Here is a 16,592-nt window from a genome sequence, read left to right on the forward strand (position 1 = left end):
TTTTACAAAGTACTAGTTTAGATTAATTCTATCTTCAAATTTTATCATAAAATGAGCAATTGCTGTATTTCAATTTTGAATGGGCATTGTTCATTTTTTTGTTATATTTTCAATTGCTAAATAAAATATTTTAAAAACTGCCATATCATTAGGAAAAACTTTTTTATTTCTGATAACTTTTCGTAATTGACTATTTACAGATTCAATAGCATTTGTTGTATAAATCACTCTTTTGATTTCTGTAGGATAACTAATAAAAACCATTAAATTATCTCAATTTTTATATCAAGATTTAGCAATTTGAGGATATTGTTTATTTCACTTATTTTCAAAGGATTCTAAAGCCTGCATTGCTTGTTCTTCACTACATGCAGTATAAATTGGTTTTAAATCTGCAACTAGAGATTTTCTATGCTTATATGAGACATATTTCAAACTATTTCTAATTTGATGAACTATGCATAATTGATGTTCTGTTTTAAGATAAACTGATTGTATTGCTTCTGACATGCCTGTTAAATTATCACTGCAGGCAATAAGAATATCATTTAAGCCACGATTTTTCATTTCTGTTAAATTTGCTAATCAAAATTTAGCACCTTCATTTTCACTAATTCATAAACCTAAAACATCTTTTTTTACCTTCTAAATCAACTCCTAAAGCTATATAAACTGATTTATTAATAATCCTTTTATCTTGTCGTACTTTCACTACTATGCAATCAAAATAAACAATCGGATAGACACTTTCTAATGGTCGATTTTGCCATGCTTTTACATCATCAATAACATCATCAGTAATTTGACTAATAACACTTTCACTAATATCAGCACCATGATATAACTCTTGTAATTGCATTCTAATATCTGATAATGTCATACCTTTTGCATATAAAGAAAGAACTTGTTGATCAAAACCATCAAATCTTCTTTGTCTTTTTGCAACTATTATAGGATTAAAATTACTATTGCGATCTCGTGGTACATCAATCTCAATTTTACCTTGTTGAGTTATTATTTTTTTTGAACTTATACCATTACGAGCATTGTCACTATTACTATGTTGATTCTTTTCATATCCCAAATAATTTTGCATCTCAGAATTCAACATTTTTTCTACTAATCTTTTTGTTAATTCTTTATACAATCCTCCCTCTTTAAAAACTGTTGTTAAATCTTCAGTATTTTCTAATAATAAATCTACTGCTTTTGATATTTGATCATTATTATTAATATTTTGCTTTTTAGCCATCTGTAACTCACTCTTTCTAGTCATTTAATTATATTTACTAGAATTAATTAAACATAGTTATTTTTGTAAGTTACACAGATTACTAAACATTACCTCACCAATTGCTTCAATGACTGTCATTGTGCCATTATTTAATCTTGAATTAATAATTTGGTCTTGTATTATTTGGTCAGTCATAGCAATTGGAATAAATTTAAAACTATAAGGTCTTTCTCCAATACCATTTCATAAATTTTCACTAATAAGTAATAAATCAAATATACGATAAAAATAAGCACTATAAAATGCTATTTTTATTTCTGTTGTCTCCATATCATATTTATTATTAAACATACTTTCTGTTTTATTAGTATAAACATCATTACCATGTTCATCATAATCATATCCAGCACCATTAAATATTACTTTAGCAGTACCATTATAATCTAATCAATATTCATTAAATTTAGGGTCACCTTGAATAATTTGCATACCACCATTACCATTTTTATCATAACCAGCACTACCAACATTAACAAACATATCTTTTTTAGGATTTTCTACAATATTGCCATTTTCTTGCATTTCTTTAACTGTTTCATTATCTAATGATGCAAATAAAGTAGTAACATTTAATTCTCTTTCTAATCTTTTTTGTCTAATTACACGATTTAAATCTCAAATTAAATCTCATACTGGTGTACAATCTGGATATGCATTTAAAGTTGTAGCATTACCATATAAATTTATAATTGGTAAATTAGTAATTTCAAAAATAGGTATATAATTAAATGGATTTTTAATTTCATAAGTTTTTAATGGAGTAATATTTGGTTTTAATTTAGTTCTTGTAGAACCTAAAATAATATCTTTATTATTATCTTTATATGTTTCATATTTAACTTTTCCATTTTGAATTGTTACTCAAGTTAAAATTGCACTATCTGCTTGTTCATTAATAAAATAAAATTCAGCTGCTTGTTCTTGTTCATTATATTTAGCAACTCTACCACAAAAACTATTAGGTAATATTTTAAGTGATTTACTATTATCTTCATTTACTATAATCATTATAAATACTTTTCCCATTAAACTATTTTGTAAACCAAATTTATAAAATTTTTCTAATCATTTATCTTTTAAATTCATTTCATTTAAATAATCTAATATTTCTTTTTTACTTGAATTAAATAAAAAACCTTTGCCTAATCATAATTTAGTTGATTTTTGAGCAATAATCATAGGTATATCAATATATCAATTTGATTTATCACAACTTAAATATTCCATTGTATTTATCATAATTCATCACCATTAAATTTATTTTTATTAATTAATAATTTATTATTAATACCATTAATTAATCATTTCATTTCATGCATTAAAGCATACATATCACTATCTCAAGTATCATCATGTAAATCTAACATTTTGGGAGTATTATTATTAGTATCTAATTTCTTTTTATCTAATCATTGCATTAAACTATATTGTCTTTTAGTTTCTAGACATTTTTCTCAATTAAAACTAATAATATTTTTAAGCATACAAATTGTTGTAAAATCAATTCTATCATTTAAATATAAAGTTAATTTATCTACTGCTATAAATTTTAATCATGTTATATTACGTTTTTTAACTCAACTTTTTAAAACATCAATAAATACTAATCCACCATTACCATAATCAACATAACAAGTAAAACCAAATATCATTGCTATATAACGTTTACTTTCATTTAAATAATAATTAATAATATCATTTGCTAAAGTATCAGTATCTTTATATTGCATAGTAACATTACTATGATAAAATTCACTTTCTTTATGCGCTCTTCTTCCATTTTCATTTTCACCAATAAATCATAATGAAGCAGCAGTTGGATGACCACTACTACTTGTTGCCATACCAATATCTAATCCACCAGTTAATCTTTGTACTTGAAAATCTAATTTAGTTCCTACTTTATCTAAATATCTTGCAAATATAGCACCAGTTAAAATACTAGGTACACCATAATATCAACTTTGTGCTTTAATAGGGTCTAATACTTTTAATTCTTCTAAATCATTAATCATATCTAATGTCAAATTATGATTATTTACTTTTCAATTTGAATAATGAAATAATTTAAATATATTATTATCAAATACTGATTTAATTTGTTCATTATTAGATTTCATAATTTCTAAGTTAAAAGGTACAATATTATTCATATATTCAATAAAATATTGATAAATATTATCTGGATTACAACTTTTAATTTTTATTCTTTTTTTAGCATTACCTAATGCAAATGTAATTGCTTGAAATTCTTGTTGACTAAATTCATTTGCTTCTTCACATCATTCAATTGCTAAATCAAATCCTTTTATTTCACTACGAGAAAGACCTTTTAAAGGTATTCTATCATTTGAATTACTATATACACCCATAACTCTAATAAATGATTTACTACCTTTAAATCTAAAATCTGCTTGTTTATTTGGATATTTTAAAGTAAAATCTTTATAATCATTAAAACTAATTATTATTAAAGCATTATATATTTCTTTAACTAAATCATTAATATCTTTATTAAGTTTTCTAAAACAATATATAGCAATTGATTTATTAACTTTAATTGAAATTGCTATTAATATTGCTAATTCTTCAGCAATACTATATGTTTTACTTGAATATCTACTTCCACTTAAATTATATTCACTATGAGTAAAATCACTTTTATTTAATAATCAATAACTAATTTCATGTAAATAAGTAAATTCTTTATTCATAATATTATTCCTGTAATTCTTCTAATTTTAAAAGTTGACCATATCTTACAGGGTCACTAACAATAGCAATTGTATCATTTTGCATTTGTAAAGAAACCATTATTCTATCATTAACTTTATCTCAATCCAAAGTTTGAACATCAGTATTTAACTCACCGTATAAAAATTCTTTACAAATAAAAGCAAATTTTTTAATGCTTGATTGACTTTCAAAATTATAATAAATTTTATACTTTTTATTAGTTATAAAATTATATCTAATATGATTTATATTAACTTTTGTTCCTACTTCTTTTCATTGTGGAATACTTGGACTTGGTTGTATTTTATTATCAACATATCTTTTGTTTACAGCATCTTGTGGTTGTTCAGGGTCTGCTATATAAATAATTCTTTTATTATTAGAAGTAATTAATCTTTTTTCTTTAGGTTGAATAATATTAGGCGAATTAGGGTCTATTTCTCATAATGATTCAACACTACTACCCTTAGCACTAATAACATTATTTTCAATTTTAATATTATCACCAGCAATTAATTTATCTTGTTTTAATAACAATTTATTATCAGTTTCTTCTTTTTTATAATAATCAGTTAAATTAGGTATTTTATTATCAACATATTCTTTAGTTGTAGCATCTGTTAAAAATGTAGGTGTACCAACATCAATTATTCTTTTACTATTAGCATCAATACCTTTATCATCTTTTGGTTTAATAAAATTAGAATTATCTTCAATAACTTCTCATAATGAATTATCAATATCTGTTTTAATTCCACTAGTATCAATATTAACTATTGGTCTTAACATATTTTGTGGATGAGTAATAGTAATTTTAGTTCTAGAATCTAATGATTTTATATTATTATAAGGTATATATGCATTTAATGGACTATCTTCACCACAATTTGAAATAAATTTATTAAATCAATTATTTTTTTGTGATTCTATACCTTTTAAATTAAAACCTTTAATATTTGGATATTCTTTAATTTTTCTTAAACAATTAAATACTTCGGGTGGTATAAAATAAGGGTCATCTGGATTAGTTTCACTATAAGTTAATCCACCTTGACTAATTGAACCTTGACCACGTAAATAATCTACATCTTTAGTTAATAAAAATCTAACATAATGAGTAGTTGCTGTTTGAATATTATCTGTAAAATCAGTTGGTGTTATTTCTGGTCATTTTTTTGAAATAGTAAAACCACTTAAATAATTAATATTACTACTTGCTACAGATATTGCAAATCAAATTTCATTATCTGGAGTAGTAACTTTATCAAATAATAAATCATTAAAATATTTAGAATTTTTAAATTCTTCAACTGTTATAAATAAAATTGGGTCTTTAATAGCCATAATAATTTACTCCTTAATGTAAAATAAAGGGTATTTAAACCCTTTAAATTCCAACTTTAGTTGCTTTTTTCTTATCTTTTTCTGATAATTCTTTTTTAGAAGCTCTTTGACTAATAATAGTATTTTTAAATACTTCATCTTTTTCATTATCATTATTAAAACTATCTAAAGATTTAGCAATTGATGTAGTTTCTAATTGTAATTGAGAATTTATTTGTTTAATATTTGATTTAATAAATTCAATTTCTTTATCTCTTTTTAATTCTTTTGCTAATTTATTTTTCTTTGATTTTTTAATTGATTTTCCAAATAATAGAAATGCTAAAGTAATACATATTCCACTAGCAACTGCTCCTCCTATTACTGCTGATATTAATTCTATTGAAAAATTCATTTTTTATTCCTCCAATTGTATTTTATTTGAATGTTGTTTACATAAATGACATTCTTTTTTATGTTTTTTAATTTCTTTATATTGATATATTAAATAAGGACTTGTAATAATAATTGGTATAGTTATTAATATATATTTAATTAATTTTCCATAATTACCTAATTTAGTAATAAGATTTAATCCAATATGACCAAACATAGGAAATAAAGTTAATATTAAATGGTCAGGTCAAGTAAAATTATATTGATTAGTATAATTTCCTATTCCCATTTCTATTGGTATTTTAGGTATTAATCAAGGTGTACTAGTAAAAAATAATGTTATTAATATACCAATAATATGACTAGTTATTTTTAAAATATTTGATATTAAAATTTTAATTTTATCAATATGAGTACTATTTTTATTAAATCAAATCTTATTTAATCTTTTATATTCTTTATTATCTTTACTTATAGGATTAATAGTATTTCATATACCAATTGGTTTAATTGGTTTATCTAATTCAATAATAATTACCACCTACTTTCATGTTTTATATTTACTTTTATTTTTATAAATTGAAATACCAATATTTTTATTTAAATTATTAGTTTTATGAAAAGTTAAATATTCTTTTCTTTCTACTCTTCATGCTCTACTACCTAATTCAGTTTTTGGTAAAGTTTTAAAATCTTTAAGTTTAAAAAATCCACGTTCTAATCTATTAATAAATGCAGTTGTTTTTAAAACATTAATATTAGTTGATTTAATAATGTTATAACGTTGTTTACCTTTACTAATACCTTTCTGTTCTTTAAGTTGTTTCTTTACATATAAACGTATTTGACTTGGTAAAAACCCTCTTAAAAAATATCTTCAAAATATTGTTCCAGCACCAGAACCATTTTTACCTTTTTGAACTTTCATTAAATTTCAAGTTTCTTCTGGTACATTTGGATAAGTATAAGGACCATATCAACGTTTATTTTTACTTGTATCACTTTGAAATAAACCCTGTAATATTCCTACTTTTAATGATTTATTTGATTTATAAAATAAACCTTTTTTAAATCAAGAACTTGATAATATTACTCATCCTTTATAATCTTTATTATTGTGTTGTTTAATATCTTTATCATTAATATCTTTTTTATCTTCTTTAAACAAATTATTAACTTTTTTTATAGGTTTAAATATTAATTTATCTAATTGAGTTTTTAATTCAGTTAATTGACTAGGTTTTAAAATTGAAATAAGTTTTTTAATAATATTTGGATTAAAAGTTGAATATGGTTGGTCAAGTTCTTCATTACTAACATTTTCACTATCTAAAATTGATTTTAAACTTTGATTTTTACTATATAATTTTAATAAACTAATAATTGCAGTTCTTATATCATCGTTGGCTTTCTTCTTCAGCTTTTCTATTTTTTTTCTTTCTCTTTCTTCTTTTTGTTTTTGTCTTTCTTCTCTTTCGGCTTTTAATCTAGCTTGGTCTCTTTCAATTTTTCGTAGTTGTTCTGCTTGTTTTTCGGCTTCTCTTTGCTTTTCTTTTTTTTCTTGTTCTTCTTTTTGTCTTTTTCTTTCTTCTCTTTCTCTTTCTTCTTTTTGTCTTTCTTCTCTTTCGGCTTTTAATCTAGCTTGGTCTCTTTCAATTTTTCGTAGTTGTTCTGCTTGTTTTTCGGCTTCTCTTTGTTTTTCTATAGACATATTCCGTAATTAAATTTTTTAAAAGTCAATTAATAATTTTAAAATTTATTTTATAATTTTGTTATTAACAATAAATTTAGAAAAGTGTTGATAAAAATGATTTTTGAAAATTTAAAAAAATTAAAAAATGAAGAATTTTATAGATATTTTGCTATAAAACGTTTTCATTTTAATGAAATGTTAGAAAAATTAATTGAAATAGAAAAATTAGAAAAAAATAAAGGTCGAAAAAATAAACTTTCAGTAGAAGAAAGATTAATGATGACTTTATTATACTGAAAAGAATATTATACTTTTTTTCAAATGAGTATTAAATCTAAAATGAGCCCATCAAGTTGTTTTCGAAATATTACTTGAGTAGAAAATAAACTTAGTAACCACAAAGATTACCAATTTTTAAAAGAAAGATATAAATTAAAAATTGATAAAAAACAAGAAAATTCAAATGAATTTCAATTTTATTTAATTGATTCAACTGAGATTGAAATTGAAAGACCAACTAAAAAAAACTACAGTTAGAATATTTTTCTGGTAAAAGTTGAATGTATTCTATAAAATTTCAAATTGTATATGATTTTTTTAATAAAAAAATTGTTGATATTTTTGCTGATAATGGTAAAGTGCATGATTTTCAAATATTAAAAAATTCAAATCTTGAATTTTCAGAAAAAACAATAATTATTGGTGATTTAGGATATCAAGGTATACAAAATATTTATAAAAATACAATAATACCAATTAAAAGAACTAAAAATAAAAAATTAACTAAACAAGAAAGAAAATACAATAAGATTGTATCTAAAATTAGAATTAAAGTTGAACATGTCTTTGCTTGATTGAAAAGATTCAAAATTTTAGTAAATAAATGTAGAAAATCTAAATTTAGACTTATGTACTTAAGATTTAACTTACTTTGTGAAATTTTTAATAAAATAAAACCATTAAAATAAAAAAAATATTAAAAATATTTGGTAATGTTTAGTAATCTGTGTAACTTACAAAAATAACTATGTTTAATTAATTCTAGTAAATATAATTAAATGACTAGAAAGAGTGAGTTACAGATGGCTAAAAAGCAAAATATTAATAATAATGATCCAATATCAAAAGCAGTAGATTTATTATTAGAAAATACTGAAGATTTAACAACAGTTTTTAAAGAGGGAGGATTGTATAAAGAATTAACAAAAAGATTAGTAGAAAAAATGTTGAATTCTGAGATGCAAAATTATTTGGGATATGAAAAGAATCAACATAGTAATAGTGACAATGCTCGTAATGGTATAAGTTCAAAAAAAATAATAACTCAACAAGGTAAAATTGAGATTGATGTACCACGAGATCGCAATAGTAATTTTAATCCTATAATAGTTGCAAAAAGACAAAGAAGATTTGATGGTTTTGATCAACAAGTTCTTTCTTTATATGCAAAAGGTATGACATTATCAGATATTAGAATGCAATTACAAGAGTTATATCATGGTGCTGATATTAGTGAAAGTGTTATTAGTCAAATTACTGATGATGTTATTGATGATGTAAAAGCATGGCAAAATCGACCATTAGAAAGTGTCTATCCGATTGTTTATTTTGATTGCATAGTAGTGAAAGTACGACAAGATAAAAGGATTATTAATAAATCAGTTTATATAGCTTTAGGAGTTGATTTAGAAGGTAAAAAAGATGTTTTAGGTTTATGAATTAGTGAAAATGAAGGTGCTAAATTTTGATTAGCAAATTTAACAGAAATGAAAAATCGTGGCTTAAATGATATTCTTATTGCCTGCAGTGATAATTTAACAGGCATGTCAGAAGCAATACAATCAGTTTATCTTAAAACAGAACATCAATTATGCATAGTTCATCAAATTAGAAATAGTTTGAAATATGTCTCATATAAGCATAGAAAATCTCTAGTTGCAGATTTAAAACCAATTTATACTGCATGTAGTGAAGAACAAGCAATGCAGGCTTTAGAATCCTTTGAAAATAAGTGAAATAAACAATATCCTCAAATTGCTAAATCTTGATATAAAAATTGAGATAATTTAATGGTTTTTATTAGTTATCCTACAGAAATCAAAAGAGTTATTTATACAACAAATGCTATTGAATCTGTAAATAGTCAATTACGAAAAGTTATCAGAAATAAAAAAGTTTTTCCTAATGATATGGCAGTTTTTAAAATATTTTATTTAGCAATTGAAAATATAACAAAAAAATGAACAATGCCCATTCAAAATTGAAATACAGCAATTGCTCATTTTATGATAAAATTTGAAGATAGAATTAATCTAAACTAGTACTTTGTAAAACAAAGATACACAGATTACATAAAAGCCTCAAATATTTTTTTAAAATTTAAATTTTTATCGAGTTAATATAAAAATATTATTAACAATTTTTTGTTTAAAATGTAAACTCATTTTTTAAACTATTTTTTCAAAAAATATTTATTTCTATATTCAATAACACTAAATAGTTTTAAAACAATTTTATTGACAATTAATTAAATTTAATTACGGAATATGTCCTATTTTTTCTTGTTCTTCTTTTTGTCTTTTTCTTTCTTCTCTTTCGGCTTTTAATCTAGCTTGGTCTCTTTCAATTTTTCGTAGTTGTTCTGCTTGTTTTTCGGCTTCTCTTTGTCTTTCTTGTTCTTCTTTTTTATTTTTATTAAAACCCCACATTGTTTATGTCCCCTTTAAAATTAGAAAATAAAAACCCATTTTACTTTAAATAAAGCAACGGGTAAAACTTATATTAAGTTTACAATGATTATATAATATTAGACTTCTTGCAAAACTATGATATTAATCACATTTTTTAAGTTTAAAAATTTATTTTAATAACACTTTTAATATTTTTTAAAAATTATTGTTCAAAATATGTTTTATTTTTTGTCATTAAAATACAACAAAAATTATTATTTCAAATAAAAAAATAAAATATTAAATTATCAAATATATTTAAATTAATAATTGTAAATTATAAATTGAAGCTATTAAATTAAATCTTAATGCAAATTTTTTTCTTCTATTTCGATATTTTTCACTAATAATTTTAAATTTTTTAAGAATCGCAAAAACATGTTCAATAACAACTCTCATTTTTGAAATAGCCTTATTATTTTTCTTTTCTTCTTTAGTTAAAGGGTTTTTCTTTGATTTTCGTTTAGGTAATAAGACATTTTTATGTATGTTTTTTATACCTTGATATCCTAAATCTACTAAAATAGTTGTTTCTGATAAAAATTTCGTTTTTGAATTTTTTAAAATTTTAAAATCATGATTTTTACCATAAGAAAAATAAGAACTTATAATTTTTTTACTATCTTTTTCAATTATGACTTGAGTTTTTATTGTATGTTTTTTCTTTTTTCCTGAATAATATTGTTTTTGACTTTTTTTGGGCGTTGAATAGTACTTTCAGTCACATCAATGATAACTGTTTTATCTTTAAAATTATTATTTAACAGTGATTTTTGCCCATCAAGTTGTTGAAAATCAGGATGTTTTATTAAAGTATTTTCTATTCACTTGATATTCCTATAGCAACTACTTTCACTAATTCCATAACTTTTAGCAATATGAAAATAAGTTCGATACTCTCTTCAATATTCTAAAGTCATTAATAAACGATTTTCTAATGATAATTTATTAGGTGTACCACCATTTTTAAACTTTTTTACTTCTTCTGTCTTTAAAATTTCTAGAATTTTATTAAAAATAATATCATTTATACCAGTTAATCTTAATAATTCTGGATTGTTAATAGTTTTTAATTTATCAAACATCATAGATTACCTATCTTTTTTATTTTTAATAGATAGGTTTTGCAAGAAGTCTATTACATATATCAATTATGTTATACTATTTTTATAAGTTATTTTGTGGAGAATGTTAAGAGGTGATGTTCTTATGATTAAAAATGGCATTAAAATATCAAAATCTCAATCTCGTGGTGATGAAGTTGGATTACTTTTTTTCTTATTAGTAATCTTCTTTTTCCTAATAGTTAGTTTAACTAGATTTTCAATAATTGGTAAAGTACTTGATGATTTTCTTTTTTCTTTTTTATTTGGGTGAATGAAATATGCTGTTTATTTCTTTCTTTTTTTAATGATTATTTCTTTAGCTTTTGGTTATCGCATGCAATTTAAATTGAAGTATATTTTTGTTTATTTTTTATTTTTAGTGATTAGTTGTTGGACAACGCAAACTTTAACTTTAATAATTTTAGGAAAGAATAATTTATGAACTAGTTATTATAATTTAAACCTATTAAATATTAGTGAAATATACGTTAAAACATGATGAAATACAAATGGTATAAATAATTATCTAGGTTTTTTTGCTTCACCAATTTCTTTTAAAGATTTTAGTGTTGAAACCTTTTTTCCAGCATATGCTACTGGTGGCATTATTAGTAATGTTTTAATAGGTATTTTTAATTATGGTTTTTTTGTTACTAATTTAATTGCAAACTTTATTAGTATTTTTTCTTTAACTTGTTTATTTATTTTTAATAAACCTTTTATTTTCTTTAGCAAAATGAAACAAATTATTAAACAAATTATTATTAATAATAAAAATAAAAAGCAAAAAAATAAAATAAATGCTGATTTAAAACAAAAACATATTAAGTTAAAAAAAGAAAAATTATTAATTGATAAACAAGTTAAAAAATCTTTTAGAAAAGAAAATAATTTCAATAAGGAATCAAAGAAAGAACCACTTATATCACCAGTAAAAAAAGCAGAAATAAAACAAAATGAAATAAAACAAAATGATAATAGTGACATTATCAATAAACCTTCTTCGCCTATTGTTTATTTTAATGAAAATAGTTATTTAACTCCTTTTGGTAAAATTGACCCTGAAAAACAAAAAGATGTAATGAGTAATAGCAAAGGTACTCTGGTAGTTAAAAAAAGTTTAGAAGATAGTATTTTAAATCGTGAAATTCTTAATGATAACGAAACTATTATTAATAACGAATCATAAGTAATTAATAATGAATAAAATTAAGAGTTTACTTTAGGATAAAACATTATATTAATGTTAAAATCAAAGTATCTTTTAATTTGTTAATAAATTTAGGTGAACTAATGGCAGAAAAATCTTTACTACAAATGAAAATTAAACTTTTACCTAATATTGCTGGATGTTATTTATTTAAAGATATACATAATAATTTAATTTATGTTGGTAAAGCTAATTCATTAAAAAAACGAGTAACTTCATATTTAAATAAAGCCAGTAATTTTAAAACAATGTTATTAGTTAATGATATTCATGATGTTGAATACATTACGACATCTAATGAAAAAGAGGCTTTAATTTTAGAACAAACATTGATTAAAAAACATCATCCTAAATATAATATTTTGTTAGCAGATGATAAAAAATATCCTTATATTCAAATTACTAATAATCGTGATCCACAATATCGTTATGTACGTAGTGCTACTAAAAAAGAGGGACATTATTATGGACCATTTCCAGATGGTACTGGTGCGCGTGAAATTTTAAAGTTATTGGAACGAATTTTTCCATTACGAAAATGTGCTGGTAATCTTGGTAAACCTTGTTTATATTATCATTTACAGCAATGTTCTGGTGCTTGTTTTAAATCAGTACCTATTACTTATTATGAAGATATGATTAGTAAAATTGATCAATTTTTCAAAGGGAATGTTACTGCTGTTAAAAAAATATTAATTAATAATATGAATATTAGTGTTGAAAACTTACAATTTGAAAATGCTAATCGTATTAAAATTTTGTTATCAAAAATAGATTTATTTTTATCACAACAAGTTGTTGAGTTTCAAGATTATGGAAATCGCGATTTTATTAATTTTTTAATTGAAGATGAAATGATTGTTTTAATTACTTTATTTTATCGTAATGGTAAATTGCAAGCTAAAGATGAACAAATAGTTCAAAATAATTACTTAGAAATTCAAGATTTAATTCGTAATTATTGTCAACAACTATATAGTAAAAATACATTGCCAAATGAAATATATTTACCATCAAATATTGATTTAAAACAATTAAAATTATTATTTCCACAAATAAAATTTATTAATCCAATTAAAGGAACAAAAGAACATATTTTAACATTGGCAAAAACCAATGCCATTTACGCATGAAATAATTATTTACAAACTAATCAATTTAATGAACCGTTAAATATGATGAAAGTATTATCACAATGATTAAAAATTCCTAATTTAAATCATTTAGAGGTTTTTGATGTTTCTAATCTTCAACAAAGTGCTAGTGTTGGCGGTATGATTGTTTATAAGAATGGTAATCCTAGTTTTAATGATTATCGCAAATTTTTATTAGATCCAAAAATTATTGATGATTATCATCGTTTTTGTGAAATGATTTATCGTAGATATCATCACTTAGTTATTAATAAATTGCCACTTCCTGATTTAATTATTGTTGATGGTGGAAAACCACAAATTAGTGCTACATTAGAACAACTAACATTATTAAACTTAACAATTCCTATTATTGGATTAGTTAAAAATAAAAAACATCAAACTGATAAAATTATAAATGATAAAATGCAAATTATTAATATTCCTAAAACTGATGCTTGTTTTTTATTTTTGAGTAAATTACAAGATCAAGTTCATAATTATGCAATTAAATATCATAAAACAAAACGAAGTCAATCAATGATAAGTAGTGTTTTATCATCAGTACCAGGAATTGGTTTACAATTACAAAATAAAATATTACAGCAATTTCCAACTTGACAATTATTGCAAAATGCTACAAAAACACAACTTTCATCATTAGTTAAATCAAAAGTAATTTTAGAAAAACTATGAAAAGAATTACATAGTTTTGAATAATATATTATTAAGAAATAAATAATAACGTAAATAAGATATTTATCTAAGTTACTAATGTAAAAATATCAAAAATTAGATAAAAAATAGAGGCTTTTATGTAATCTGTGTATCTTTGTTTTACAAAGTACTAGTTTAGATTAATTCTATCTTCAAATTTTATCATAAAATGAGCAATTGCTGTATTTCAATTTTGAATGGGCATTGTTCATTTTTTTGTTATATTTTCAATTGCTAAATAAAATATTTTAAAAACTGCCATATCATTAGGAAAAACTTTTTTATTTCTGATAACTTTTCGTAATTGACTATTTACAGATTCAATAGCATTTGTTGTATAAATCACTCTTTTGATTTCTGTAGGATAACTAATAAAAACCATTAAATTATCTCAATTTTTATATCAAGATTTAGCAATTTGAGGATATTGTTTATTTCACTTATTTTCAAAGGATTCTAAAGCCTGCATTGCTTGTTCTTCACTACATGCAGTATAAATTGGTTTTAAATCTGCAACTAGAGATTTTCTATGCTTATATGAGACATATTTCAAACTATTTCTAATTTGATGAACTATGCATAATTGATGTTCTGTTTTAAGATAAACTGATTGTATTGCTTCTGACATGCCTGTTAAATTATCACTGCAGGCAATAAGAATATCATTTAAGCCACGATTTTTCATTTCTGTTAAATTTGCTAATCAAAATTTAGCACCTTCATTTTCACTAATTCATAAACCTAAAACATCTTTTTTACCTTCTAAATCAACTCCTAAAGCTATATAAACTGATTTATTAATAATCCTTTTATCTTGTCGTACTTTCACTACTATGCAATCAAAATAAACAATCGGATAGACACTTTCTAATGGTCGATTTTGCCATGCTTTTACATCATCAATAACATCATCAGTAATTTGACTAATAACACTTTCACTAATATCAGCACCATGATATAACTCTTGTAATTGCATTCTAATATCTGATAATGTCATACCTTTTGCATATAAAGAAAGAACTTGTTGATCAAAACCATCAAATCTTCTTTGTCTTTTTGCAACTATTATAGGATTAAAATTACTATTGCGATCTCGTGGTACATCAATCTCAATTTTACCTTGTTGAGTTATTATTTTTTTTGAACTTATACCATTACGAGCATTGTCACTATTACTATGGACATATTCCGTAATTAAATTTAATTAATTGTCAATAAAATTGTTTTAAAACTATTTAGTGTTATTGAATATAGAAATAAATATTTTTTGAAAAAATAGTTTAAAAAATGAGTTTACATTTTAAACAAAAAATTGTTAATAATATTTTTATATTAACTCGATAAAAATTTAAATTTTAAAAAAATATTTTTAATATTTTTTTTATTTTAATGGTTTTATTTTATTAAAAATTTCACAAAGTAAGTTAAATCTTAAGTACATAAGTCTAAATTTAGATTTTCTACATTTATTTACTAAAATTTTGAATCTTTTCAATCAAGCAAAGACATGTTCAACTTTAATTCTAATTTTAGATACAATCTTATTGTATTTTCTTTCTTGTTTAGTTAATTTTTTATTTTTAGTTCTTTTAATTGGTATTATTGTATTTTTATAAATATTTTGTATACCTTGATATCCTAAATCACCAATAATTATTGTTTTTTCTGAAAATTCAAGATTTGAATTTTTTAATATTTGAAAATCATGCACTTTACCATTATCAGCAAAAATATCAACAATTTTTTTATTAAAAAAATCATATACAATTTGAAATTTTATAGAATACATTCAACTTTTACCAGAAAAATATTCTAACTGTAGTTTTTTTTAGTTGGTCTTTCAATTTCAATCTCAGTTGAATCAATTAAATAAAATTGAAATTCATTTGAATTTTCTTGTTTTTTATCAATTTTTAATTTATATCTTTCTTTTAAAAATTGGTAATCTTTGTGGTTACTAAGTTTATTTTCTACTCAAGTAATATTTCGAAAACAACTTGATGGGCTCATTTTAGATTTAATACTCATTTGAAAAAAAGTATAATATTCTTTTCAGTATAATAAAGTCATCATTAATCTTTCTTCTACTGAAAGTTTATTTTTTCGACCTTTATTTTTTTCTAATTTTTCTATTTCAATTAATTTTTCTAACATTTCATTAAAATGAAAACGTTTTATACCAAAATATCTATAAAATTCTTCATTTTTTAATTTTTTTAAATTTTCAAAAATCATTTTTATCAACACTTTTCTAA

The 16,592-nt window shown here is 22.4% G+C and carries 15 protein-coding genes and 2 pseudogenes; 5 read left to right on the top strand and 12 right to left on the bottom strand.

All coding sequences use genetic code 4. The annotated features are described in order from the left end of the window. Nucleotides 1-12: 12 nt before the first annotated feature. From AACL24_RS08465 to AACL24_RS08495, 7 genes and pseudogenes are all read right to left on the bottom strand, one after another. Nucleotides 13-1,252: pseudogene (locus AACL24_RS08465) on the bottom strand (IS256 family transposase). 57 nt (nt 1,253-1,309) lie between these two features. Continuing rightward, nucleotides 1,310-2,533: a hypothetical protein gene (locus AACL24_RS08470; protein ID WP_339046118.1), complete on the bottom strand. Its 1,224-nt coding sequence runs from the start codon at nt 2,531-2,533 to the stop codon at nt 1,310-1,312. Beyond that, nucleotides 2,527-4,008: a hypothetical protein gene (locus AACL24_RS08475; protein ID WP_339046120.1), complete on the bottom strand. Its 1,482-nt coding sequence runs from the start codon at nt 4,006-4,008 to the stop codon at nt 2,527-2,529. The genes AACL24_RS08470 and AACL24_RS08475 overlap by 7 nt, the downstream gene beginning before the upstream one ends. A gap of 4 nt (nt 4,009-4,012) precedes the next feature. Further along, a complete protein-coding gene (locus AACL24_RS08480; RefSeq protein ID WP_339046122.1) occupies nt 4,013-5,374 on the bottom strand; it encodes a hypothetical protein in 1,362 nt (453 codons plus the stop codon). A gap of 43 nt (nt 5,375-5,417) precedes the next feature. Next, nucleotides 5,418-5,768, bottom strand: coding sequence for a hypothetical protein (locus AACL24_RS08485; RefSeq protein WP_339046124.1), 351 nt, complete (start codon nt 5,766-5,768; stop codon nt 5,418-5,420). Nucleotides 5,769-5,771: 3 nt separating this feature from the next. Continuing rightward, the gene (locus AACL24_RS08490) at nt 5,772-6,290 is read right to left on the bottom strand and encodes a hypothetical protein (protein ID WP_339046126.1); all 519 of its coding nucleotides are present in this window, start codon (nt 6,288-6,290) and stop codon (nt 5,772-5,774) included. Next, nucleotides 6,291-7,460, bottom strand: coding sequence for a hypothetical protein (locus AACL24_RS08495; protein WP_339046128.1), 1,170 nt, complete (start codon nt 7,458-7,460; stop codon nt 6,291-6,293). A 96-nt stretch (nt 7,461-7,556) separates the two neighbouring features. Between AACL24_RS08495 and AACL24_RS08500 the strand changes: the two genes are divergently transcribed. From AACL24_RS08500 to AACL24_RS08510, 3 genes are all read left to right on the top strand, one after another. Then, on the top strand, nt 7,557-7,979 hold the full coding sequence (locus AACL24_RS08500) for a transposase family protein (protein WP_339046130.1): 423 nt from the start codon (nt 7,557-7,559) through the stop codon (nt 7,977-7,979). Between the two features lie 23 nt (nt 7,980-8,002). After that, nucleotides 8,003-8,410, top strand: coding sequence for a transposase family protein (locus AACL24_RS08505; RefSeq protein ID WP_339045908.1), 408 nt, complete (start codon nt 8,003-8,005; stop codon nt 8,408-8,410). Nucleotides 8,411-8,524: 114 nt separating this feature from the next. Beyond that, entirely contained in the window at nt 8,525-9,763 is a 1,239-nt protein-coding gene (locus AACL24_RS08510; RefSeq protein WP_339046650.1) for an IS256 family transposase, read from the top strand. 216 nt (nt 9,764-9,979) lie between these two features. Here AACL24_RS08510 and AACL24_RS08515 read toward each other — a convergent pair whose 3' ends face one another. Together AACL24_RS08515 and AACL24_RS08520 are read right to left on the bottom strand one after the other, a co-directional pair. Further along, complete coding sequence (locus AACL24_RS08515; RefSeq protein ID WP_339046132.1) at nt 9,980-10,150, bottom strand: hypothetical protein; 171 nt, start codon at nt 10,148-10,150, stop codon at nt 9,980-9,982. A gap of 279 nt (nt 10,151-10,429) precedes the next feature. Beyond that, nucleotides 10,430-11,259, bottom strand: a protein-coding gene (locus AACL24_RS08520; RefSeq protein ID WP_339046134.1) for an IS5 family transposase whose coding sequence is annotated in 2 segments (ribosomal slippage) — nt 10,430-10,863 and nt 10,863-11,259 — 831 coding nt in all. Because the reading frame shifts where the segments join, the coding sequence is not laid out codon by codon here. Between the two features lie 121 nt (nt 11,260-11,380). On the opposite strand from AACL24_RS08520, the gene AACL24_RS08525 reads away from it, so the two are divergent. Next, a complete protein-coding gene (locus AACL24_RS08525; RefSeq protein WP_339046136.1) occupies nt 11,381-12,466 on the top strand; it encodes a hypothetical protein in 1,086 nt (361 codons plus the stop codon). Between the two features lie 104 nt (nt 12,467-12,570). Next, the gene (gene uvrC, locus AACL24_RS08530; RefSeq protein ID WP_339046138.1) at nt 12,571-14,340 is read left to right on the top strand and encodes an excinuclease ABC subunit UvrC; all 1,770 of its coding nucleotides are present in this window, start codon (nt 12,571-12,573) and stop codon (nt 14,338-14,340) included. A 127-nt stretch (nt 14,341-14,467) separates the two neighbouring features. Here uvrC and AACL24_RS08535 read toward each other — a convergent pair. The 3 genes and pseudogenes from AACL24_RS08535 to AACL24_RS08545 all read right to left on the bottom strand — a co-directional run. Continuing rightward, a pseudogene (locus tag AACL24_RS08535) lies at nt 14,468-15,514 on the bottom strand (IS256 family transposase); the annotation flags it as partial. Nucleotides 15,515-15,718: 204 nt separating this feature from the next. Continuing rightward, nucleotides 15,719-16,126: a transposase family protein gene (locus tag AACL24_RS08540; protein WP_339045908.1), complete on the bottom strand. Its 408-nt coding sequence runs from the start codon at nt 16,124-16,126 to the stop codon at nt 15,719-15,721. Nucleotides 16,127-16,149: 23 nt separating this feature from the next. After that, a complete protein-coding gene (locus AACL24_RS08545; protein ID WP_339045912.1) occupies nt 16,150-16,572 on the bottom strand; it encodes a transposase family protein in 423 nt (140 codons plus the stop codon). Between the last annotated feature and the right edge of the window lie 20 nt (nt 16,573-16,592).

The sequence above is a fragment of the Spiroplasma endosymbiont of Colias croceus genome, from assembly GCF_964020095.1.
Lineage (GTDB): Bacteria > Bacillota_I > Bacilli_A > Mycoplasmatales > VBWQ01 > Spiroplasma_E.